The sequence below is a fragment of the Thermobifida sp. genome (genome assembly GCF_017577275.1).
In the GTDB taxonomy this organism is placed as follows: domain Bacteria; phylum Actinomycetota; class Actinomycetes; order Streptosporangiales; family Streptosporangiaceae; genus Thermobifida; species Thermobifida fusca.
In genome coordinates this window covers 155,302-176,048 of sequence record NZ_PITY01000019.1, presented here as the reverse complement: position 1 = coordinate 176,048, position 20,747 = coordinate 155,302, and the positions used below count along the sequence as shown (strand labels likewise).

18 protein-coding genes are annotated in these 20,747 nt (G+C 68.3%); 9 read left to right on the top strand and 9 right to left on the bottom strand.

Going from position 1 to position 20,747, the window contains the following annotated elements; genetic code table 11:
* Nucleotides 1–345: 345 nt before the first annotated feature.
* The 4 genes from CW348_RS04925 to CW348_RS04910 all read right to left on the bottom strand — a co-directional run bounded on the left by CW348_RS04925 (nucleotide 346) and on the right by CW348_RS04910 (nucleotide 3,683).
* A complete protein-coding gene (locus tag CW348_RS04925; RefSeq protein WP_011292087.1) occupies nucleotides 346–1,257 on the bottom strand; it encodes a metal ABC transporter permease in 912 nt (303 codons plus the stop codon).
* A complete protein-coding gene (locus CW348_RS04920) occupies nucleotides 1,254–1,985 on the bottom strand; it encodes a metal ABC transporter ATP-binding protein (RefSeq protein ID WP_011292088.1) in 732 nt (243 codons plus the stop codon). Before CW348_RS04920 ends, CW348_RS04925 begins: the two co-directional genes overlap by 4 nt.
* Complete coding sequence (locus tag CW348_RS04915) at nucleotides 1,982–2,878, bottom strand: metal ABC transporter substrate-binding protein (RefSeq protein ID WP_016188759.1); 897 nt, start codon at nucleotides 2,876–2,878, stop codon at nucleotides 1,982–1,984. The genes CW348_RS04920 and CW348_RS04915 overlap by 4 nt, the downstream gene beginning before the upstream one ends.
* A gap of 115 nt (nucleotides 2,879–2,993) precedes the next feature.
* Entirely contained in the window at nucleotides 2,994–3,683 is a 690-nt protein-coding gene (locus tag CW348_RS04910; protein WP_011292090.1) for a metal-dependent transcriptional regulator, read from the bottom strand.
* 420 nt (nucleotides 3,684–4,103) lie between these two features.
* Here CW348_RS04910 and CW348_RS04905 point away from each other — a divergent pair, with 420 nt between their 5' ends.
* Complete coding sequence (locus CW348_RS04905) at nucleotides 4,104–5,414, top strand: lytic polysaccharide monooxygenase (RefSeq protein WP_258076862.1); 1,311 nt, start codon at nucleotides 4,104–4,106, stop codon at nucleotides 5,412–5,414.
* A gap of 88 nt (nucleotides 5,415–5,502) precedes the next feature.
* Here CW348_RS04905 and pabB read toward each other — a convergent pair whose 3' ends face one another.
* Entirely contained in the window at nucleotides 5,503–7,605 is a 2,103-nt protein-coding gene (gene pabB, locus CW348_RS04900) for an aminodeoxychorismate synthase component I (RefSeq protein ID WP_061783671.1), read from the bottom strand.
* 282 nt (nucleotides 7,606–7,887) lie between these two features.
* Here pabB and CW348_RS04895 point away from each other — a divergent pair, with 282 nt between their 5' ends.
* Nucleotides 7,888–8,283 (top strand): MerR family transcriptional regulator, encoded by a 396-nt coding sequence (locus tag CW348_RS04895; protein WP_016188762.1) that lies wholly within the window; start codon nucleotides 7,888–7,890, stop codon nucleotides 8,281–8,283.
* A gap of 213 nt (nucleotides 8,284–8,496) precedes the next feature.
* Here the strand turns inward: CW348_RS04895 and CW348_RS04890 are convergent, their stop codons facing one another.
* Complete coding sequence (locus CW348_RS04890; protein ID WP_011292094.1) at nucleotides 8,497–9,915, bottom strand: sugar porter family MFS transporter; 1,419 nt, start codon at nucleotides 9,913–9,915, stop codon at nucleotides 8,497–8,499.
* Between the two features lie 263 nt (nucleotides 9,916–10,178).
* Between CW348_RS04890 and CW348_RS04885 the strand changes: the two genes are divergently transcribed.
* From CW348_RS04885 to CW348_RS04875, 3 genes are all read left to right on the top strand, one after another.
* Complete coding sequence (locus CW348_RS04885; RefSeq protein ID WP_011292095.1) at nucleotides 10,179–11,144, top strand: LLM class F420-dependent oxidoreductase; 966 nt, start codon at nucleotides 10,179–10,181, stop codon at nucleotides 11,142–11,144.
* Nucleotides 11,145–11,299: 155 nt separating this feature from the next.
* The gene (locus tag CW348_RS04880) at nucleotides 11,300–11,770 is read left to right on the top strand and encodes a GNAT family N-acetyltransferase (protein WP_011292096.1); all 471 of its coding nucleotides are present in this window, start codon (nucleotides 11,300–11,302) and stop codon (nucleotides 11,768–11,770) included.
* A 476-nt stretch (nucleotides 11,771–12,246) separates the two neighbouring features.
* Complete coding sequence (locus CW348_RS04875; RefSeq protein WP_011292097.1) at nucleotides 12,247–13,002, top strand: class I SAM-dependent methyltransferase; 756 nt, start codon at nucleotides 12,247–12,249, stop codon at nucleotides 13,000–13,002.
* Nucleotides 13,003–13,024: 22 nt separating this feature from the next.
* Here the strand turns inward: CW348_RS04875 and CW348_RS04870 are convergent, their stop codons facing one another.
* Nucleotides 13,025–14,026, bottom strand: coding sequence for a Gfo/Idh/MocA family protein (locus CW348_RS04870; protein ID WP_011292098.1), 1,002 nt, complete (start codon nucleotides 14,024–14,026; stop codon nucleotides 13,025–13,027).
* A 47-nt stretch (nucleotides 14,027–14,073) separates the two neighbouring features.
* Nucleotides 14,074–15,648, bottom strand: coding sequence for an alkaline phosphatase (locus CW348_RS04865; RefSeq protein ID WP_011292099.1), 1,575 nt, complete (start codon nucleotides 15,646–15,648; stop codon nucleotides 14,074–14,076).
* A gap of 187 nt (nucleotides 15,649–15,835) precedes the next feature.
* Here CW348_RS04865 and CW348_RS04860 point away from each other — a divergent pair, with 187 nt between their 5' ends.
* On the top strand, nucleotides 15,836–16,813 hold the full coding sequence (locus CW348_RS04860; protein WP_016188767.1) for an aldo/keto reductase: 978 nt from the start codon (nucleotides 15,836–15,838) through the stop codon (nucleotides 16,811–16,813).
* Between the two features lie 29 nt (nucleotides 16,814–16,842).
* Here the strand turns inward: CW348_RS04860 and CW348_RS04855 are convergent, their stop codons facing one another.
* Nucleotides 16,843–17,667 carry a hypothetical protein gene (locus CW348_RS04855; protein WP_011292101.1) on the bottom strand — a complete coding sequence of 275 codons (825 nt, stop codon included), beginning with the start codon at nucleotides 17,665–17,667 and terminating at the stop codon, nucleotides 16,843–16,845.
* Between the two features lie 89 nt (nucleotides 17,668–17,756).
* Here CW348_RS04855 and CW348_RS04850 point away from each other — a divergent pair, with 89 nt between their 5' ends.
* Genes CW348_RS04850 through CW348_RS04840 form a run of 3 tightly spaced genes read left to right on the top strand, consistent with a single transcriptional unit; the run spans nucleotide 17,757 to nucleotide 20,688 of the window.
* Nucleotides 17,757–18,776, top strand: a complete 1,020-nt coding sequence (locus tag CW348_RS04850; protein ID WP_011292102.1) for a MoxR family ATPase — start codon at nucleotides 17,757–17,759, stop codon at nucleotides 18,774–18,776.
* Complete coding sequence (locus CW348_RS04845; RefSeq protein WP_011292103.1) at nucleotides 18,773–19,744, top strand: DUF58 domain-containing protein; 972 nt, start codon at nucleotides 18,773–18,775, stop codon at nucleotides 19,742–19,744. The genes CW348_RS04850 and CW348_RS04845 overlap by 4 nt, the downstream gene beginning before the upstream one ends.
* Nucleotides 19,741–20,688, top strand: coding sequence for a VWA domain-containing protein (locus tag CW348_RS04840; RefSeq protein ID WP_011292104.1), 948 nt, complete (start codon nucleotides 19,741–19,743; stop codon nucleotides 20,686–20,688). The genes CW348_RS04845 and CW348_RS04840 overlap by 4 nt, the downstream gene beginning before the upstream one ends.
* Nucleotides 20,689–20,747: the final 59 nt, after the last annotated feature.

Here is a 20,747-nt window from a genome sequence, read left to right as displayed (position 1 = left end):
GGGTGAAGCCGGGGTTTCCCCTCCAGCTCGCTGCCCCAGCACATGCGGGCAACGGTCTCCACGGGGACCAGCTTACGGCGCTGCTGCTCCTCGTTGAGCGTGGCCTTGCCAGGGCAGAGAAGCTCGCGCTCGGACTGACCGCCGCTGTCAGCGGTGTCCTTGATCCCTGCTGGGGTGGTCCCTGCGACGGACGATGCGGAGCACCTCTCCCTCGAGGACCAGACGGTCCAGGACGGGCCTCCCCGATGCCTGCGCGGCCTGCTCTCTTCTCCACCCGGGCGCAGCGAAGGAATCCGTGGGCATCCTTGGGCACGCGGTCGTTCTCCTCCGGGCCGCATGCCCAAGCTATCCCTGGACCCGCTCTGCGGAAGCGGTCCCCTGGGCCGCCTCGGCGGTGTCCAGGACGGCTGCTCTCCGTGCCCCTGCCCGGCGGGCGAGCAAGCCGTAGCGGGGTGCCAGCAGATAGGCGGCAGCGAAGAGCAGCGCCTGCACGAGGACGATCATGCCGCCGGGCGCCACATCCAGCAGGAAACTGGCGTAGACCCCCACCACCGAGGCAGCCACTGACGTGGCCACCGCGATGAGCATCATCCGTTCGAAGCGGTCCGTGAGCAGGTAGGCGGTCGCGCCCGGGATGATCAGCATGGCGACGACCATGATGATGCCGAGCACCTGGAGTGCGATGACCACGGTCACCGCCAGCAGCCCGAGCAGCAGTGCTTCCAGGCGGCGCGGCCGCAGCCCGATCACGTGCGCGTGGGCCGGGTCGAAAGCGTACAAGGTCAAGTCGCGGTGGGTGAACGCCACCACGGCCAGCGTGACGACGGTCATCACCACGATCTGCAGGATCTCGACGTCGCTGACGCCGAGCGGGTTACCGAAGAGGATGTGTCGCAGGTCGGTGTCGCTGGAGATGCGGGAGATGATGACCACGCCGAGCGCGAACATCGCGGTGAACACGATGCCGATCGCGGCGTCCTCTTTGACGCGGGACGTGCGGTTGACTGTGCCGATCAGCGCCACCGAGCCTACGCCGAAGACCAGTGCTCCCACCGCGAACGGCAGCCCGAGCAGGTAGGACAGCACTACGCCGGGCAGGACCGCATGCGAGATGGCGTCCCCCATCAGCGACCAGCCGATCAAGGTCACCCAGCAGGACAGCACCGCGCACACTGCGCCCGCGAGCACGCTAGCCAGGAGTGCCCGCTGCATGAACTCGAACGTGAAGGGGACGGTCAGCCAGTCGATGAGGGTCATGCGGGCTCCTCTAGTCCGAAAGCGCGGAGCATCAGCTCGGGTACGAGGACGCGGTCCGGGCTGCCGTGGGCCAGGACGCGCCGGTGCAGCAGGATGGCTTCGTCGCACAGCTCCCCCACTCCGGCCAGGTCGTGGGTGGAGACCAGCAGGGTGGCTCCTTCGTCGCGCATCTCCCGCAGCACGCGAACGATGGTGCGTTCTGAGGGCTTGTCTACGCCCGCGAACGGCTCGTCCAGCAGGAACACGGTGGCGCCTTGGGCGATGCCGCGGGCGATGAACGCGCGTTTCCGCTGGCCGCCGGAGAGGGCTCCGATCTGCCGGTGGGCCAGGTCGGTGAGTCCGGTGCGTTCGAGGGCTTCGGCTACCGCGTCACGGTCGGACTTGCGGGGTCGGCGGGTAAGGCCCATGTGACCGTAGCGTCCCATCATCACCACGTCGATCACCCGCACCGGGAAGGCCCAGTCCACCTGTTCGGACTGGGGGACGTAGCCCAGCAGGCCGTTTTTGCGGGCCTGGGCGGGCGGTAGGCCGTGGATCCGCACGTGTCCGCTCTGCGGGGTGACGAGTTCCGCGATGGTTTTCAGCAGGGTGGACTTGCCGGAGCCGTTGGCGCCGAGCAGGCCGCACACGACGCCGCGTCCAATCTCCACGGTGACGTTGTCGAGTGCCAGGACGTCGCCGTAGCGGACGGTGACCTCGCGGACTTCGAGTGCGGGCGGGGTGGTCACGAGCGGCCTCCCTGTCCGGTGAGTCCGGCGACGATGGCTTCCGCGTCGTGGCGCAGCAGGTCCAGGTAGGTGGGGACTGGGCCGTTTGCGTCGGAGAGCGAATCCACGTACAAGGGTTCCCCGAGGACGGCACCGGTCTCGCGGGCGACCTGGCGCTGGGCGCTGTCGTTGACGGTACTTTCACAGAAGACCGCGGGGACGTTGTGCTCACGGACGAACTCCACCACGGAGGCGATCTGCTGGGGGGTGCCTTCCCCTTCAGCGTTCATCGGCCACAGGTACTTCTCGGTTAGCCCTGTGTCGCGTGCCAGGTAGGAGAATGCGCCCTCGCAGGTGACCAGGACCCGCTGTTCTTCGGGCACTGTGGCGAGTTCAGCACGGAGGAACTCGCCGATCTCGGTGATCTCAGCCTGGTAGGCCTCGGCGTTGGCCGCATAGTCGGCGGCATGGTCCGGGTCGAGTTCGCTGAGCGCATCCCGGATGTTGTCGACGTAGACGAGGGCTTCGTCCGGGGACATCCACGCGTGCGGGTTGGGGTGGCCCGCATAGTCCCCGGAGGCGACAGGGATGGTCTCGACTCCCTCGGTGACCACGCGGGTGGGGACGTCGAGCGGGTCGGTGAACTGCTCAAACCACAGTTCCAGGTTCATGCCGTTGGCGAGGAGGAGGTCAGCGGCCTGGGCACGGACCAGGTCGCTGGGGGTGGGCTCATATTCGTGGATCTCCGCACCGACCCGGGTGATGGATTCCACGCGGGCGTGCTCCCCGGCGACGTTGCGCGCCATGTCAGCGAGGACGGTGAAGGTGGTGAGCACGACAGGCCGGTCGTCGTCGAGCTGTGTGGCTGGTGAGGTGCCGCACGCAGCAAGTGCTGCGAGGACAATACCGAGCACACCGGTTTTTAAGGTACGACAATCTTTAAATTTCGCCACGCCTAACTTTTACCACTATGCCGGCCCGCCAACCATGTCCGGGCCGGTGAGATGTGCGGGATTCGACTACGCAGCGTTAGTGGTCTGTCGCGATCCAGAGCGCTTCGGCGACCCCCGTGCCGATGGACCGCTCTTCAACCCCTTCGTCGGTGTGCAAACGCACGACGAGAGGGCCGCCGAAAGGTTGACGTTCCACAAGCTCGATCCGCATGCCGATGCCGATGTGCTGGCTGGCCAGGTAGCGCAGCAGCGCCGGGTCGGAGTCGTTGACACGGACGATCGTCCCCCCGCTTCCCGGGTCCACGTGGGCCAGCAGGCGGGTCTCCTGTGTCGGAACGCGGCCGTCGCTGGTCGGAATGGGGTCGCCGTGCGGGTCGACCGTGGGATGGCCCAGGCGTTCGGCGATACGTTCCACAAAACGGTCCGAGACGACGTGTTCGAGGACCTCCGCCTCGTCGTGGACCTCGTCCCAGGAGTACCCGAGTTCCTCCACGAGGTAGAGCTCGATCAGTCGGTGACGGCGCAGTACGGCCAAGGCGACCTTGTCTCCCGTGGGGGTCAGTCGCACGTCGCCGTAGCGCTGGTGGTCGACCAGCCCCAGTTCACCGAGTTTGCGCAGCATGCCGGAGACCGAGGAGTTGGACACGGCGAGCCGCTCGGCGACCCGGGAAATGGTGACTGGGCCACTTCCGCGTTCCTGAAGGTCGTAGATGACCTTGACGTAGTCCTCGACCGACGTTGACGGCCGGTTCGCAACAGGCGCCATAGAGCCACGCTATCGCGTTCCCCGCAAAAAGTCGGGGCCTCCGGGCAAGGGCGGCCGCGAAGAGGGGACGCCCTTCACTCGCTGAGCCGGTTCGGGGAGTTTTTCTTCTCGCGGTCCGCCCGCGACGGGGACATGATCTGCGGTTTCGGTCCGCCAAAACAGGCAGATTTCCTTTCGTTACGTCATTTATAGGACACAATCTGTTGACATAGCCCGTGATACGTATCACGATTCTGGTACAACCCCTAGCTGGGAGCGCTCCCAACTCCTTTCCGCATCCATCCCCATCCCGGGGGCGTTCCAGGCGGGGGAGACCATTCCGGATCGTCCCTCGGACGTTCCGGGCCGGCCGCCGCGGCCAGCCCCCACAGGTCGCGGCGGTCCTAGCCGTAACGTCTCTCAAGGAGTTCCACGGTGAGAATGAGAAGCCGGCTCGCTGCTTTTGGCGCACTCGCTGGCTTGACTGCAACCCTCGCCGCCGTCACACCGGCCGAGGATGCTTACGCGCACGGCGCGATGACCTACCCCCCGACGCGTAGCTACATCTGCTACGTCAACGGCATCGAGGGGGGCCAGGGCGGCAACATCGCGCCCACCAACCCCGCTTGCCAGAACCTGCTTGCGGAGAACGGCAACTACCCGTTCTACAACTGGTTCGGCAACCTCATCAGCGACGCTGGTGGCCGGCACCGCGAGATCATCCCGGACGGCCAGCTCTGCGGCCCCAACCCGCAGTTCAGCGGCCTGAACCTGGTCAGCGAGCACTGGCCCACCACCACGCTGGTGGCCGGAAGCACCATCACCTTCCAGTACAACGCCTGGGCACCGCACCCCGGCACCTGGTACCTGTACGTCACCAAGGATGGCTGGGACCCCAACTCCCCGCTGGGTTGGGACGACCTGGAGCCTGTTCCCTTCCACACGGTCACCGACCCGCCGATCCGTCCTGGTGGCCCCGAGGGACCGGAGTACTACTGGGACGCCACGCTGCCTAACAAGTCGGGCCGCCACATCATCTACTCGATCTGGCAGCGCTCCGACAGCCCGGAGGCCTTCTACGACTGCACCGACGTGGTGTTCGTCGGCGGCGGCGACGACGGCGGTTCGGGCGGTCCTCAGCCGGACACTGAGGCGCCCACTGCTCCCGGCACCCCGGTGGCTGGTTCCCTGAACGGCACCTCCGCCCAGATCAGCTGGCCTGCTGCAACCGACAACGTCGGTGTCGCCGAGTACCGGGTGTACAACGCGGCCAACGACGAGCTGCTGGCCACGACTCGCACCACCAGCGTCACCCTCACCGGGCTGACGCCGAACACCGACTACTCGATCTACGTCGTGGCGCGCGACGCGGCGGGCAACACCTCGAGCCCGTCGGCGACGCTGACCTTCAACTCGGGTGACGCTCCCGCGCTCGCCTGCGAGATCGAGTACAGCACACCCAACACCTGGTACGGCGGATTCACCGCCCAGGTGCGGATCTACAACGGCAGCCACGAGTCCATCGACGGCTGGGAACTGACGTGGGACTTCACCAACGGTGAGACCATCAACCAGGCGTGGAACGCCACTGCCCAGCAGTCCGGAACCACCGTGACGGTCACCAACGTCTCGTGGAACAGCACCATTCCGCACCACGGCTCGGTGGAGTTCGGCTTCAACGCCAACTCCACGCGGGAGCCGGGAGTGCCGGAGAACTTCAAGCTCAACGGCAGCCTCTGCTCCGTGGCCTAACGGTTCTCCCTCCCTCAACTCGGTGACGACGAGTCCCTCCCCTCCGTCACCGGCCCGAGCCCGCTCCGCCACTGGCGGGGCGGGCTCTTCACGCTTCGAGGGCACGCAGCGGCACCGCCGCTTTGAGCAGCATCTCGGCGTACTCGCGCTCCGGCACCGACTCGAGTACGACAGCCCCGCCTGCTCCCACGGTCACCTGCCCGTCATGGCAGACAGCGGTGCGGATCACCACGCTCAGATCGGCGGTCCCTGAGAAGGACAGGTAGCCCAACGCTCCCGAATACACCCCTCGCGCGCTCGTCTCCAGCCGGTCCACGATCTCCATGGTGCGTTTCTTAGGCGCCCCCGTCATCGACCCGGGCGGAAAGCACGCCGCCACCGCGTCCACCGCGGACCGGTCTGCGCGCAGCCGTCCGCGGATCGTGGAGATCAACTGGTGCACCGTGGCGTAGGACTCGGTGTACAAGAACGCGGGCACCTCCACGCTTCCGATCTCGCAGACCCGTCCCAGGTCGTTGCGGAGCAAGTCCACGATCATCAGGTTCTCCGCCCGGGTTTTCGGGTCGCCGCGCAAGGCGTCCCGGGCGCGCGCATCGCGGACCGGGTCGTCGTGGCGCGGTGCGGTCCCCTTGATCGGGCGGCTCTCCACCCAGCCGTCCGGGGTGACCCGCAGAAAACGCTCCGGGGAGGCGCTATACACGGCGGTCTCCCCCGCGTGGAGCAGGGCCGCGTACGGGGCCGGGTTAGCGCGGCGCAGCCTCAAGTAGAAGGCTGTGCCGTCACCGGGTGCTGGCAATCGTGCCCGGGTAGTCAGGCAGATTTCGTAGCTCTCCCCCGCGGCCAGCTCCTCCAGGCACCGTTTGACGTCGGCCACGTAGTCGTCCGGGGAACGCTCCAGGAACGGGGTCGGATCCACTCCCCTGCCGGTCTGCTGCAAGGCTGACGGGGATCGCAGTCCGCTGAGTGAGCGCGCCATGGCGTCCAGCCAGGCTTCGTCGCCGTCCACGGCGACCAGGTAGGTGCGGTCCGCTGCGTGGTCGACCGCGATGAAGCGGTCGCAGCGCAGCCATACCGCGTCAGGGGTGGCGGCGCGGTGCACGGCCGTGCCGCCGCAGTCGGCTTTGAGTTCGTAGCCGAAGTAGCCGACATAGCCGCCCAAGAAGTCGAAAGGCAGGTCGGGATGGCCGTAGGGGGCGGAAGCGGTGCGGGTCGCGAGCGCGTCGAAGATCGTGCCGGGCTCGGTGTGCGTCGTGCCGTCGGCAGAGCGCACGGCTACCGTGCCGTCGCCTACCCGGTAGGTGAGCACTTCGCTCTGAGGGCTGTCGAGACCGCCGAGAAACGAGAACCGTGCGGTCCCGCCGGTCAGGCTGCTGTCCAGCCAGAAGGCGTAGTCGCGTCCGGCATAGCAGGTGAGGAACGCTGCTTCGGTGTCCACGGCACGCGGCATGACCCGGAACCGCAGGGTTTTCCGCACCTCGTGGAGAGCCCGCGGCGCTGCCCCGGTGGGCGGTACCCCCTGCTGTCCTGGTCGCACCGGGGTCGTGTGGAGTGCGGGCCGCGGGCTTCCGCTCTGCTGCGCGGTAGCTCCGGGACGTCCAGCAACCACCCGGCGGTGGGCCCGGGCCAGGCGAACGAAGTTGGCGACCAGAGTGGGGCCGTGGTCGCTGGCCACGGATTCGGGGTGGAACTGGACGCCCCAGCGTGGCAGGACGCGGTGGCGCAACGCCATGACCACCCCGTCCTCGGCCCAGGCGGTAGCTTCCACATCCTCCGGCAGCGGCGAGGCCACGCACAGCGAGTGGTAGCGCACGGCGGTGAAGTCCTGGGGAATTCCCGCGAAAAGAGCGGAATTGTCGTGGCGTACCCGGCTGAGATGCCCGTGGCGGGGCCGGGGGGCCGAGACCACCGCGGCACCGGCGTGGTGGGCGATGGCTTGGTGGCCCAGGCACACGCCGAGGATCGGCAGGTGCGGTTCGTCCAACACGCGCCGCGTGTGCCCCACGTCGCTGGCCCGCTGGGGTCGGCCAGGGCCGGGAGAGATCACGGCGGCGTCGAAGTCAGCGGGGTCCAAGCACTTCCAGCGCGGATCGTCGTTGGTGACGACCAGCGGTTCCTCGCCTAGGGTGCGCGCAAGCAGATGGACGAGGTTGTAGGTGTAGGAGTCGTGGTTGTCCACGAGCAGCACCCGCATGCCGATCCTCCCTTCCCTGCCGCACCGCGTTTCAGGGTACGCCTGTCAGCGCCGCGCCGATCATGGCGCAGGCTGGCGGCAGCAGGCTGGGGACAAGGGCTGCGCGCCTTCCCCGGGCTGATCCGCTGGTCTGCGACGGCGGGAAGGCGCAGGTCTTCGCATACCAGGCAGGACTAGTGCTGCGGCCCGGACTCCCGGTGCTGCTGTGGCCTGGAGACCCGCCGGTGTCTGTACCGTTAGGGGAAATCGTGGTGAGGAGGTGGCCCGGTGGGCAGGGACCGCATGCAGATCGGCGAAGTAGCCGAACGTACCGGACTGTCGTTGCGGACGATCCGCTACTACGGCGAGGTCGGGCTTGTCGTGCCGTCTGCGCGCTCCAAGGGGGGCTTCCGCCTCTACACCGAATCCGATGTGGCACGGCTGCTGCTGATCAAGCAGATGAAACCCTTGGGGTTCAGCTTGGAGCAGACCCGCGACTTGTTGGGTGTTCTTGACCGGCTCGACTCCCCAGGGCTCGACGACGCGGAGCGCGCCGCGCTGACCGACCAGCTTGACCGGTTCGAAACGGCTGTCGCGGCCCGCTGTGCTGCGCTGCGGGAGCAACTGGCCTTGGCCGAAGAGTTCGGTGCCCGGCTGCGCGCCCGGCGCGGCGCAGCCGTCCCCCGTGCCCGGGCGTGAAGACGCGAGCAACCGGTCCGGAACCGGGTTTCCGCAGCGTGCTGGCCTATCCGCGCCTCCCTGTCATAGCTACTCTCACGGAAGGGTAGAGTTCCTGGCCGGGAACCGGCCCGCTTCCGACGCGTACTCACCGGTTCCCGCGGCGGTGTGGACCTTCGGTGTTCGCGCCGCCGCATTCCGCTGCCTCGGCCGGGGCAGACCTCCCTGCTGTGGTCACTGTCCGGCGAGTTCGTCCATCGACTCCAGTGTCCGGCCTTTGGTTTCCCGCACGAACCGGAGCACGAACCCGAAGGACAGCAGCGCGAACGCCGTGTACACCAGGTAGGTGCCGGGAAGGCTCCAGTCACGCAGCGACGGGAAGGTGACGGTCACCAGCCAGTTGGTGATCCACTGGGTGGCGGTGGCCACGGCCATGGCTGCAGCGCGAATCCGCAGCGGGAACATCTCGCCGAGCAGCACCCAGGTGACCACTCCCCAAGAGAGCGCGAAGAACAGGACGAACGTGCTGGCGGAGACCAGGGCGGTCAAGGCCCACGCCGTTGACAGCACCACGTCGTCTCCTTCCCCTCGGGCGTGGCTGAACGCGAATGCGGTGAAGGCCAGCGCCACCGTCATCCCCGCCGATCCGGCCAGCAGCAAGGGTTTGCGTCCCACCCGGTCTACCAGGCCGATCGCGATCAGGGTGCCGACGATGTTCACGATGGACGTGAACAGGCTCAGCAGCAGCGAGTCGGTTTCCGCGATACCCACCGACTGCCACAGCACCGCCGAATAGTAGAAGATCACGTTGATGCCGACGAGCTGCTGGAACGCGGACAGGGCCATGCCCACCCACACGATGGCCAGCAGCCCGTAGCGGCCGCGCAGGTCGCGCAGGCGGGGGCGGCGTTCCCGGCCGAGCACCCGGCGGATCTCCGCCACACGGCCGTCCACGTCACCGCCTTCGACTTCAGCGAGGACGCGGCGTGCGCGGGCATCGCGGCCGATGCGGACGAGGTGGCGGGGCGACTCGGGAATGACCAGGGTCAGTACAAAGTACGTGGCGGCAGGCAGCACTTCGATGCCGAGCATCCACTGCCAGGCCTGCAGCGGGCCGAGCCGGTGGAGGGCGCTGCCACCCACCGCGGCGGCCAGCCCGTAGTTGACCAGTTGGGAGGTGGCGATCCCGAGGACGATGGCGAGCTGTTGCAGCGAGGCGAGGCGGCCGCGGAACGCGGGCGGGGACACTTCGGCGATATAGGTCGGGGCGATCACCGAGGCGATACCGATCGCCACGCCGCCGACCACGCGCCACCAGGCCAGGTCCCAGACGGTGAAGGGGAGCGCGGATCCGACCGCGCTGGCCGCGAACAGCACAGCCGCGAGCTGCATGACCCGGATCCGACCGATCCGGTCGGCCAGGGCACCCGCGATCGCCGCCCCCACCGCGGAACCGATCAGGGCAGCGGCCACCGTGAACCCGATGACAGTGGAGCCGACCCGAAAGGTGTCCTGGATCGCGCTCACCGCACCGTTGATGACGGCACTGTCGTACCCGAACAGGAATCCGCCCATCGCCGCGGCTGCCGCAATCATCACCACGTGGGCGATGTTCACTTCACCGCTGCTGGGGGCCTCTCCCGTTGTAGACACGTCACTCCTCGCCCGGTTTTCCCCATGGCCTGACCTTGACCACGAGCACGGCCCGCCATGCGGTTCTGTTCCTCTAGCCGAGACCGCGGGTTTTACACCCTGTCTCGGGGCAGGCGTGTCTGGGGCGGAGGCGCGCGGTTCGGACAGCCGCTGCCCGAGCGGCGTTCTTCGTTTCGGTAGCCGGGGGCCTGGCTGGTGGATTAGCGGTCTTAAGCCCGGTTAGCGGCATCGGAAGACGACTGCTGTCCGGGAGAGGAGTTCGGGTGACTCGCTTCGGATACTTTCTCGCCTGTGAAGAGCACGGGCCTCGGGAACTGGTCCGCCAGGCCCGGCTGGCAGAGGAAGCGGGCTTCTCGGCCCTGTGGATTTCCGACCACTTCCATCCGTGGCTGGACGAGCAGGGGCACAGCCCGTTCGTGTGGTCGGTCATCGGAGCGCTCAGCGAAGCCACCGACTTGCCGGTGACCACCGCGGTCACCTGTCCCATCATGCGCCTCCACCCGGTCGTCACAGCGCAGGCTGCGGCGACCGCTGCCTGCCAGTTGCGCGGCGGTTTCACGCTGGGGGTGGGCACCGGCGAGGCGCTCAACGAGCATGTGGTCGCCCAACGCTGGCCTCCGGCCGCGGAACGGCGGGAGATGCTGGCCGAGGCGGTGGAGCTGATGCGGCGGCTGTGGCAGGGCCGTCTCACCACGCACCGGGGCCGGCACTACCAGGTCGACACGGCGCGCTTGTACACCCTTCCCGACCAGCCGCCTCCCGTGTTCGTCTCCGCGTTCGGCCCGTACGCTGCCCGGCTTGCCGGACGTATCGGGGACGGGCTGATCACCATGGGGGTGAGTCTGCCTCTGATCGAGGAGTTCCGGGAGCACGGCGGGGCGGCCAAACCGATCCAGGCGGGGGTCAAGGTCTCCTGGGCGCCGGACCGGAAGCAGGCCGTGGAGCATGCCCGCCGGCGGTGGCCGAACGACTTCCTGCCGGGGCAGGCCAGCCAGCTGCTTCCGCTCCCCCAGCACTTTGCCGCCCTGGCTGAACTGGTCACGGCCGAGCAGGTTGCGGCCCAACTGCCGTGCGGCTCCGACCCCGACGAGTACCTCACTTTGTTGTCGGAGTACGTGGAGGCGGGGATCGACGAGGTCTATATCGGCAACGTCGGGCCGGATCCCGACGGGTTCTTCGAGTTTTTCGCCACGCAGTTGAAGCCTGTGCTCTCCTCGAGCCCTGAGTGAGGGCTCCCGGGTGTTTCGGACGTTCTTTCGAGAGCGCGGAAGCACTACCCCATCGTTCCGGATCGTCCCGATCACACCGGTGCTGCGACGGTCAGTGACGGTCATTTCACCGCGTTTCCGAAGCGCGCACTGGGGATCGGGGTAGCCTGCTGAATGTGGGAGTGATCGTAGAAGCCACAAGCTGGGACGACCCTGTAGGCGTGCGGCTGCGCCAAGAGCAGGAAGCGGAGATCATCCAGCGGTACGGCGGTGATCTGGAGCAGTGTCCCAAACCGTCCGCGGAGGACGTGGACGTGTTCCTGATCGCCCGCGACGCTGAAACGTCTGTGTCGGTGGGTTGTGGCGGACTGCGCCGATTGGACGAGGTGACGTACGAGATCAAACGCATGTATGTCACCCCTGCGTGGCGGGGACGCCGTATCGGCGAGGTGCTCCTGCGGGCTTTGGAGGAGGCCGCGATCAGCAGAGGGGCACAGCGGATGCGTCTGGAGGCCGGTACTCGGCAGCCTGAGGCGCTGCGGTTGTACGAGCGGTGCGGCTATCAGCGGATTGAGCCGTTTGGGCACTACGCGAACTGCGCGGAGAGCATTTGCTTTGAGCGGATCCTGGTGCCTTCCGCGGCATAACCGCGCGTGGTTGGGCGTTTCTGTCCTCTGTCTCTTCCTGGCCATGGCGGGGATGGTCCACGGCGGGGCAGGTTCCTGGCTGCCTGGGTTGGGCCCCGCGGCCGGTCTGCCCCGGCCGCTCTAGGGCCAGGCGGTGTGCGTTTCTGTCGGCTATGCGGCTCGGCGAGGGCTTCCCCGGTACGGCATCCACGTGAGGACAGGAAGGGCGGGGTGTGCCGCAGCAGTCCCGGTGGTGCCGGGTGCGCGGTTTCCGGGACAGGGCAGCCTTGGGCACCGGGATTCCTGGCGTGCAGCGGCGCCGGCGCGCTGTTCGGGCGAGGAGGGCCCGTCCGCTCCCGCTGTTCCGGCAGGTCTTTGCGCGCGCGGCCTACGGTATCCGGCACTGTCCGGAGCCTGATCAGGCATGAAAACTCCCCAGCGTCTCAATTATTGAGATATTTGTTTCTCATAGCGAGACGCAAGGGTAGGTTCGCGGTATGACCGCGCATGTCTGGGACGCCGAACTGTACGATGCACGCCACTCGTTTGTCGCCGCGCATGGCACCGCGCTCCTCGACCTGCTCAACGCGGCCCCCGGGGAACGCGTCCTGGACGCCGGGTGCGGCACCGGAGACCATGTGGCCCAGCTCGCGGCCGCCGGGGTGGATGTCCTCGGCGTAGACATCAGCCCGGAGATGGTGGCGCGGGCGGCCGCGCGTTTCCCCGGCATCCCCGTCACCGTGGCCGACCTGCGCGCCCTGCCGTTCCGGGAGGAGTTCGACGCGGTACTGAGCAACGCCGTCCTCCACTGGGTGCCCGAAGCCGACCAGGCTGCCGCCTCCCTGCGTGCCGTGCTGCGCCCCGGCGGACGCCTGGTCGCCGAACTCGGCGGCGCAGGCAACATCGCTACGCTCACCACCGCCATCCACGAGCTGCGCGCCGAGTGGGGCCTACCGCAGGCCGCCTCACCCTGGTACTTCCCCACGGTCGCCCAGTACGCGCGCGTCCTGGAGAACGCCGGATTCGAAGTCCGCGCCGCATGGCTGTTCGACCGGCCCACCCCGCTTACCGGTGCGGACGGCCTGGGCTCGTGGGTGCGCATGTTCGCCACGTCCCTGCTGGCCGGGGTCACCGACACCGACGCGTTTCTCACCGCACTGGAACAGCGGCTGCGTCCCGCCCTCTACCAGGACGGCTCCTGGTGGGCGGACTACCGGAGGCTGCGGGTGGTGGCGGTGGTGCCGTCCCGTTGAGACCGTCCGCGCTCGGGCCAGGTCACGGGGTGTCGGCGTAGGGGTAGACGACACCGAGACGCTGGCGCACCTCGTCCATGATGCGCATGATCCGCAAACTTTCCGCCCACGGCATCAGCGGACTCTCCTGCTCGCCTGCGGCGATGCAACGAGCCACTTCCTCAGCCTCATGCTCATACCCGTTGGCGCGGTGCGGGAAGGCGTACGCTTCCGGTTCGCTGCCGTCCCGGTAGAGGACGAAGTCGGTGGGGCACCACCAGCGCTCCACTTCGATCCGGCCGCGGGTGCCGATGAGGGCGACCCGGTTGGGGAGCGGCGCCTCCAGTGAGCAAGCGAGCAGTCCGGTCACCCCGTCGCGGTTCTCCACCAGCACCGTGCTCTGGGCGTCCACCTTCCCCTGGGGGTCGAGGCGGCCGCTCACCCCTACAACGGTGAGGTCTCCCAAGAAGTGGGAGGCCAGCGCAATCGGATAAACCCCCAAATCCAGGAGGGCCCCGCCGCCCAGTTCGGGGTTCCACAGGCGGCTGGCCGGATCGTAGGGGACGGCGTTGCCGAAGTTGGCGATGAGCATCCGCAGTTCACCGATGGCCCCGGCGGCGAGGAGGTCGCTGATCTTCCGGCTGGCCGGGGCGAAACGGGTCCACATGGCTTCCATGAGGAAGCGCCCGTGGCTGCGGGCCGCGCCGATCATTTCGGTGACCTGCCGGGCATTCATAGCCAGCGGTTTTTCGCACAGGACGTGTTTGCCTGCGGCGAGGCAGGCCAGTGTGCCCGCATGGTGGGCTGAGTGGGGTGTGGCGATGTAGACGACGTCGACGTCAGGATCCTCAGCCAGCGCAGTGACGCCCACGTGCCGGTTGGGGATGCCCCAGGTGTCGGCGAAGCGCTCGGCTGCGGCCGCGCTTCGCGAACCGACCGCGGTGACCCGGGCCCCGTGGACGGCGCGCAGCCCTTCAAGGAAAGCGGTGGCGATCCACCCGGTGCCGAGCACGCCCCACCGCAGCACACCCCTGTCTGTCGTCATGCGCCCACTTTACTGAATCGGTTCAGGAGCGGGGTAGGCCGCAGCGGTCACCCTTCGAGCAGCCCGGGATGCCCGTCTTCGACGACAAAAGACGCCCGGGTGGAGACGGGAGCCCCGGGTGAGGTCACGTACGGCACCACGCGGAAGTCGGTCTGCCACAGCTCGGGGGTCACGAAGCACCGCGCATAGCCGCGCTGCTCGTTGACGAACCGCAGGTGCGGGTTGGCCGCGAGCAGAGCCTGCCCTTGTTCCCCCAGGTCCTGCCCGTCCTGGCTGCTACTGATCGAGGTGCCGACGAATTCCGTGCCCACGGTCGCAGAATCCGGGTCGGCGTAGTCGGCTTTGAGTTCGGCCGCGTAGTTCTGGTGCCGGTCTCCCGTCACCACCACCAGGTTGCGTACCCCGCGTGCCGCAGCCTCGGCCAGCACCAGGTCGCGCTCTGCGACATAGCCGTCCCAGGAGTCCAACCACACCCGGGTCGCAGGCCCCGGATCGAGGTCGCTCTGCGTCATCGGCACCTGGTTGCCCAGCACGTGCCAGCGGGCGGGCGAGGTCTCGAACCCGTGCAGCAGCCACTCGCGCTGCTCCGTGCCGAGCAGGCTGCGGCCGGGGTTGAGCCGTGCAGAGCAGGTGGCGGACTTTCCGTCGTGGCAGGCGTGGGCGTCGCGGTACTGGCGGGTGTCGAGGATCGTGAAATCCGCCAACTGGCCCCACGAGATCCGGCGGTGCAGTCCCATGGCAGGCCCGACGGGGAGGGCGGAGCGGCGCAGCGGCAGGTTCTCGTAGTACGCCTGAAATGCGGCCGCGCGGCGGGCCAGCTCGGCCTCACCGGTGTGGGCCCCGGCCCAGTTGTTCTTAACTTCGTGGTCGTCGAGCACGGCGATCCACGGGAAGCGAGCGTGCGCCGCCTGCAGGTCGGGGTCGCTCTTGTACAGGCCGTAGCGCACCCGGTACTGCTCGAGAGTCTCCGTCTCGGTGGCCAGGTAGTCGGGGATCTCGACCTGGCGGATGGCTCCGCTTACCGGGTACTCGTAGAGGTAGTCGCCCAAGTGCACGACGAGGTCCAGGTCTTCTTCGGCCAGGTGGCGGTAGGCGGTGTAGTAGCCGTCGTCCCACTTCTGGCAGGAGACGAAGGCGAACCGGAGCAGAGCCGGCTCGGTTCGGGGGTCGGGTGCGGTGCGGGTGCGCCCTACCGGGCTGATCTCCCCCAGGGCTTGGAACCGGTAGAAGTATTCGCGGTCCGGTTCCAAACCGGTGATCTCGGGGTGGACGGAGTGGGCGAGTTCGGGGGAGGCGACGGCTTCTCCCTCGTGGACCACGCGGCTGAAGCGCTCGTCTGTTGCAACCTGGTAGCGGACCGTAACCTCCTCGTCGCCCATGCCGCCCCGGCCGTCGGGGGCGAGCGGGTCGGGGGCCAGGCGGGTCCACAGGACGACCCCGTCGGGGTGCGGGTCCCCGGAGGCGACCCCAAGGGTGAAAGGGTAGGAGCTGGCGGAGGCGGAGCGGTGGGACGGGGCGGGAAACAGACCGGTCCCCAGGGCTACGGCGGCCGCAGAGGCAGCACCGATGCCCAGGAAGCGGCGTCGGGACGGCGGGACTGCAGAGAGCGTGCGACGCACCATGAAAACCCCATTACAAAAAGTGACAACCACTACTCTCTGCGCATACTCCATGTGCCGAACGTCAGGAACGTGCAGGGCAATCGGCCGAACAAGGAAAATTTGGTGACCTTTGGCTACTAGTTGGCGCCAGTCCGCCACCGCCGGCATCTTTTCCAAACCGGTTAAGTCCCCTCTAGGATCACCAGCTATGGAGACTCGACGACTCGGTAGGACCGGCAGGAATGTCGGCGTGGTGGGGTTCGGTGCCTGGCAGATCGGTGACGCGTGGGGGGAAGTCAGCGAAACCGACGCCATGGGCGCGCTGCACGCCGCAGTGGAATCCGGGATCACCTTCTTCGACACCGCCGACGTGTACGGGGACGGCCGCAGCGAACGCCTCGTCGGCCGCCTGCTACGGGAATACGACGGGCTGACCGTAGCCACGAAAATGGGGCGGAGGGTGCCCCAGTCCCCCGAGGTCTACAACCTGGAGAACTTCCGCGCGTGGAACGACCGCTCCCGCGCCAACCTCGGAGTGGACACCATCGACCTCGTCCAACTGCACTGTCCGCCGTCAGAGGTCTACGCCGACGACGCGGTCTTCGACGCACTGGACACCATGGTCGAAGAGCAGCGGATCGCCGCCTACGGGGTCAGCGTGGAAACCTGCGAGCAGGCGCTCGCCGCCATCCGGCGCCCCAATGTGGCCACCGTCCAGATCATCCTCAACGCCTTCCGCCTCAAACCGCTGGAAGAAGTGCTCCCCGCCGCCCGCGAAGCCGGGGTCGGGATCATCGCCCGCGTCCCGCTCGCCAGCGGCCTGCTGTCCGGGAAGTTCACCGCGGACACCACCTTCGCCGCGAACGACCACCGCTCCTTCAACCGCAATGGTGAAGCGTTCGACGTGGGAGAGACCTTCTCCGGGGTGGACTACGCCACCGGCCTGGCCGCGGTGGAACGGCTCCGTCCTCTGGTCCCTGAAGGGGCGACCATGGCCCAATTCGCCCTGCGGTGGATCCTCGACCAGCCGGGGGTCAGCGTGGTCATCCCAGGGGCCCGCAACGCTGACCAAGCGCGTAGCAACGCTGCCGCGGCCTCTCTGGCCCCGCTCCCGGAAACCGTCCACGCCCGTGTCCGCGCGGTCTACGACGAGCTGATCCGCCCCCAAGTCCACCACCGCTGGTAGCCCGGACGCCCGCCGGCTCTGCGTCCCGGCTACAACAGGTCTTCGGGGCGCGCGGGCCCGATCGGGAAGGGGTGGTCCTCTTCCGGTTCGAGTGACACTGACGGCACCGGGGACGGCGACGGTCCCGGGGACGACGAGTCGCGCGGCGACGGCTCAACAGAGGGACTCACCGCCGGGGACGGCGAGCCGCGCGGCGACGGCTGGACAGGTGACGGGCTCACCTCCGGTGCCGGGGACGGCGGTGCCTCCGGAGGCGGCGCATACACTTCGCGGCTCATCGAGGCCATGAGGAAGTAGAGCACAAGCAGCAGCGCGGCAAGCAGCGCGATCAGCGCCACCACCCCGGCCACCAGGCCAGGGTTGGAACCGGGGTCCGCGCCCGCGCCGCGCAGCGCCCGAAGCCGCGTCGGCCACGGCCAGCGCGCCGTTGCCGGCGCGGCAGCGGACGCCCAGTAAGGCACGTACGTGGGCCCGCTGCCCCGCCGCGGCTCAGGTGCTGCCACCGCGTCCAGAAACACGTTCGCGGCGTCAGGCCGGGAAGCAGCCACAGCCACCCACACCACCGGACCGGAGAGGGTGGAGGCCAGCACCCGGGGACGCTCCGCAAGCCCGGCGCCGTCGACCACCGCGGCCCGGAACCGGTCCAGCACGGCCGGGTCACTGGCGGCACCCGAGCTCAGCACCGCGACGCTCACCGGCTCCCCCGCGGCGCCGCGCGCCGCATAAACCACGCCTTCTGGGCGGTGTACTCTACGCTCCTGGATCCGGTAAGCCCCCACCTGACGCGGATCAGCATCCCGCAGAGCCTCGTGCGCCACCTCCGCGCCGTCCTCTCCCATCCACTGCCGTCGCAACGGGTAGTCTCCCCGTTGCACACCTTTCCGCAGTCCAACGTACCCGCGCCCCGCGCGGAACCCAGCCCATCTCTGGGAGGCCACTGCCGATGTCGTCGACCGCTGAGGAGCCTACCGAGGCCACCACCCTGCTGCGCAGGGTGCTGCAGGAGGTATCCACCGTTATCGTCGGCCAGCAGGCCATGGTGGAACGCACCCTCATCAGCCTCGTCGCCGGGGGCCACTGCCTGCTCGAAGGGGTTCCGGGGGTCGCCAAGACCCTCGCCGTCTCCACCCTCGCCTCTGTGGTCGGCGGGACCTTCAACCGGATCCAGTTCACGCCCGACCTGGTGCCGTCCGACATCATCGGCACCCGCATCTACCGGCCGTCCACTGAAGCGTTCGACGTCGAACTAGGGCCGGTCTTCGCGAACTTCGTGCTGGCCGACGAGATCAACCGTGCCCCCGCCAAAGTGCAGTCGGCGCTCCTGGAAGTCATGTCGGAAAAACAGGTGTCCCTGGCGGGCACCACCTATCCGGTGCCGGACCCGTTCATCGTCATCGCCACCCAGAACCCCATCGAATCAGAGGGGGTCTACCCGCTCCCGGAAGCGCAGCGCGACCGCTTCCTGTTGCGGGTGCGGGTGGACCATCCGCGCGCCCACGAAGAGTTCGAGATCCTGCGCCGGATGAGCACCACCCCTCCGCGGCCCACCCAGGTCCTCAACCTGAGCGACCTGCTCCGGCTCCGCGAACAGGCCCAACAGGTGCAAGTGGACCAGCTCGTCGCCGACTACGTGGTGCGCCTCGTCATGGCGACCCGGGAGCCCGCCGCCTACGGCCTGGCCCCGCTCCAGCATGTCATCGAAGTCGGCGCCAGCCCGCGGGCCACCCTCGGCCTGGTCGCCGCTTCGCGGGTGCTTGCGCTGCTGCGCGGCCGCGCCTACGTCCTCCCCGAAGACGTCCAAGCGCTGGTCCACGACATCGTCGACCACCGGCTGGTCCTCACCTTTGACGCGCTCGCCGACGGGGTCACCGCCGCCTCCGTGGTCGACCAGATCCTCGCCGCAGTCCCCCCGCCCCGCGTCATCTGGGACGACGTCCCCGAGTCCGCCCCGGCGCGGCCATGACTCCTGACGCACGCCAGCGGGAAGCGCTGCGCCGTCTCACCCTCACCGTGACCCGGCGGCTGCACGGGCTGCTACACGGCGAACACCTCGGGCTGCACGCGGGCCCCGGCAGCGAGCCGGGGGACGCACGGCTCTACCAGCCCGGACAGGACGATGTGCGGCGGATGGACTGGGCGGTCACCGCACGCACCACCCACCCGCACGTCCGGGACTTGGTCGCCGACCGGGAGCTGCACACGTGGACCTTGCTGGACTTGTCAGCCAGCATGGACTTCGGCACCGCGCAGGCCAGGAAACGCGACATCGCCATCGGTGCCCTGGCCGCGATCACCCTGCTCACCCGGCGGGTCGGCGACCAGTGCGGCGTCCACCTGCTGAGCGGGGGACGGGTCGCGCGGTGGCAGGCCCGGCCCGGCATGTCGGTCGACCAGATCGTGGCGGGCGCGCTCGGCCAGCTCAAACAGGCTCCTCCGCTCCGTCCGGGGGAGCCTCCCCTCCGCTTGGCGGACGCGCTCGCAGACCTGTCGCGCACCCGCCGCCGCCACGGGCTGCGGGTGATCGTCTCCGATTTCCTGGACACCCCGCCCGGCGGGGTCCCCGACTGGCAGACCCCGCTGCGCCGGATGAGCGCCAACTGTCAAACCATTGCCATAGAAGTCGTGGATCCCCTGGAACTGGACCTGCCCGCCATAGGATTGGTCGCGATGACCGATCCGGAGACCGGCCGCACTCGCCACATCCATTTGACGGAGAAGGTGCGCCAGCGCTACGCCCACGCCGCCGCTGAACAGCGTTCTGCTATCGCCGCGGCGCTGCGCGCGTCGGGCGCGGCCCACCTGCGGCTGCGCACCGACCGCGACTGGGTCCGCGACATCGCCCAGTTCGTCGTCGCCCAGCGCCGTACCGCCCACCGGCTGGCCCGGCACACCGTGCCCCGACCCGCCATTCCGACAAGGACCGCACCGTGACCTTCCTGGCTCCCATCCACCTGTGGTGGCTGCTGGCCGCGGCAGTCCTCCTCGTCGCCTACCTGCTGATGCAGCGCAGGCGCACCGAGTACGCGCTGCGTTTCTCCAACCTCGCCCTGCTCGAGCATGTCGTGCCGCAGGCGTCGGCGTGGCGGCGCCACGTCCCAGCCGCGCTGTTTCTGCTCACCATCATCGTCTTGATCCTGGCGCTGGCCCGGCCAGCCATGGACGTCCAAGTTCCTCGGGAGCGCGCTACCATCCTCGTCGCTATCGACGTCTCCCCGTCGATGGCGGCTACCGACGTCGCCCCGGACCGGCTCACCTCAGCCAAAGAGTCCGCGCAAAGCTTCATCGAATCCTTGCCGCCGCGGTTCAACGTAGGTTTGGTGGCCTTCTCCTCGGTCGCTACCGTTGTCGCATCCCCCACCCAAGACCACCAGGCGGTCGCCGACTCCATCGCGAACCTGACGATCTCGTCGGGCACCGCGATCGGCGAAGGAGTGTTCGCCTCCCTGCAGGCCATCCGCTCCTTCGACGAGAAGGCCACCGATGATCCGCCGCCCGCAGCGATCGTGCTGCTCTCCGATGGGGAGAACACCAGCGGTCGCCCGGTGGCCGCCGCCGCTGACGAGGCGCGGGCTGCGGGGGTGCCCGTGTCGACGATTGCGTTCGGCACCGGAGTGTCGATCATCGAGATCGAGGGCCACTACGTGCCCGCCAACATCGACAAGGAGACCTTGAAGGAACTCGCTATGACCACGGGTGGCCGTTTCTACGAGGCCGAGTCCACCGGCGAGCTCAAAGACGTCTACGCTGATATCGGCTCTTCCTTGGGCACTGAGACCGTGCACAAGGAGATCGTTGTTCCTTTCGTCGTCGTAGCCTTAGTCCTCGCCACGGCGACCGCGGTGCTCTCGCTGGCATGGTCGCAGCGTCTGCCCTGATTTTTTTGAGAGCCGATTCTCCCTCAGCCCGAAATAACCGCTACCGTGATCCCGTTTCC

Bases quoted from the DNA above. Each gene is read 5' to 3' on its own strand.
- CW348_RS04925 (WP_011292087.1), bottom strand. From the start codon at position 1,257: ATGACCCTCATCGACTGGCTGACCGTCCCCTTCACGTTCGAGTTCATG.
- CW348_RS04910 (WP_011292090.1), bottom strand. From the start codon at position 3,683: ATGGCGCCTGTTGCGAACCGGCCGTCAACGTCGGTCGAGGACTACGTC.
- CW348_RS04905 (WP_258076862.1), top strand. From the start codon at position 4,104: ATGAGAAGCCGGCTCGCTGCTTTTGGCGCACTCGCTGGCTTGACTGCA.
- pabB (WP_061783671.1), bottom strand. From the start codon at position 7,605: ATGCGGGTGCTGCTCGTGGACAACCACGACTCCTACACCTACAACCTC.
- CW348_RS04895 (WP_016188762.1), top strand. From the start codon at position 7,888: ATGCAGATCGGCGAAGTAGCCGAACGTACCGGACTGTCGTTGCGGACG.
- CW348_RS04875 (WP_011292097.1), top strand. From the start codon at position 12,247: ATGACCGCGCATGTCTGGGACGCCGAACTGTACGATGCACGCCACTCG.
- CW348_RS04870 (WP_011292098.1), bottom strand. From the start codon at position 14,026: ATGACGACAGACAGGGGTGTGCTGCGGTGGGGCGTGCTCGGCACCGGG.
- CW348_RS04865 (WP_011292099.1), bottom strand. From the start codon at position 15,648: ATGGTGCGTCGCACGCTCTCTGCAGTCCCGCCGTCCCGACGCCGCTTC.
- CW348_RS04860 (WP_016188767.1), top strand. From the start codon at position 15,836: ATGGAGACTCGACGACTCGGTAGGACCGGCAGGAATGTCGGCGTGGTG.
- CW348_RS04850 (WP_011292102.1), top strand. From the start codon at position 17,757: ATGTCGTCGACCGCTGAGGAGCCTACCGAGGCCACCACCCTGCTGCGC.
- CW348_RS04845 (WP_011292103.1), top strand. From the start codon at position 18,773: ATGACTCCTGACGCACGCCAGCGGGAAGCGCTGCGCCGTCTCACCCTC.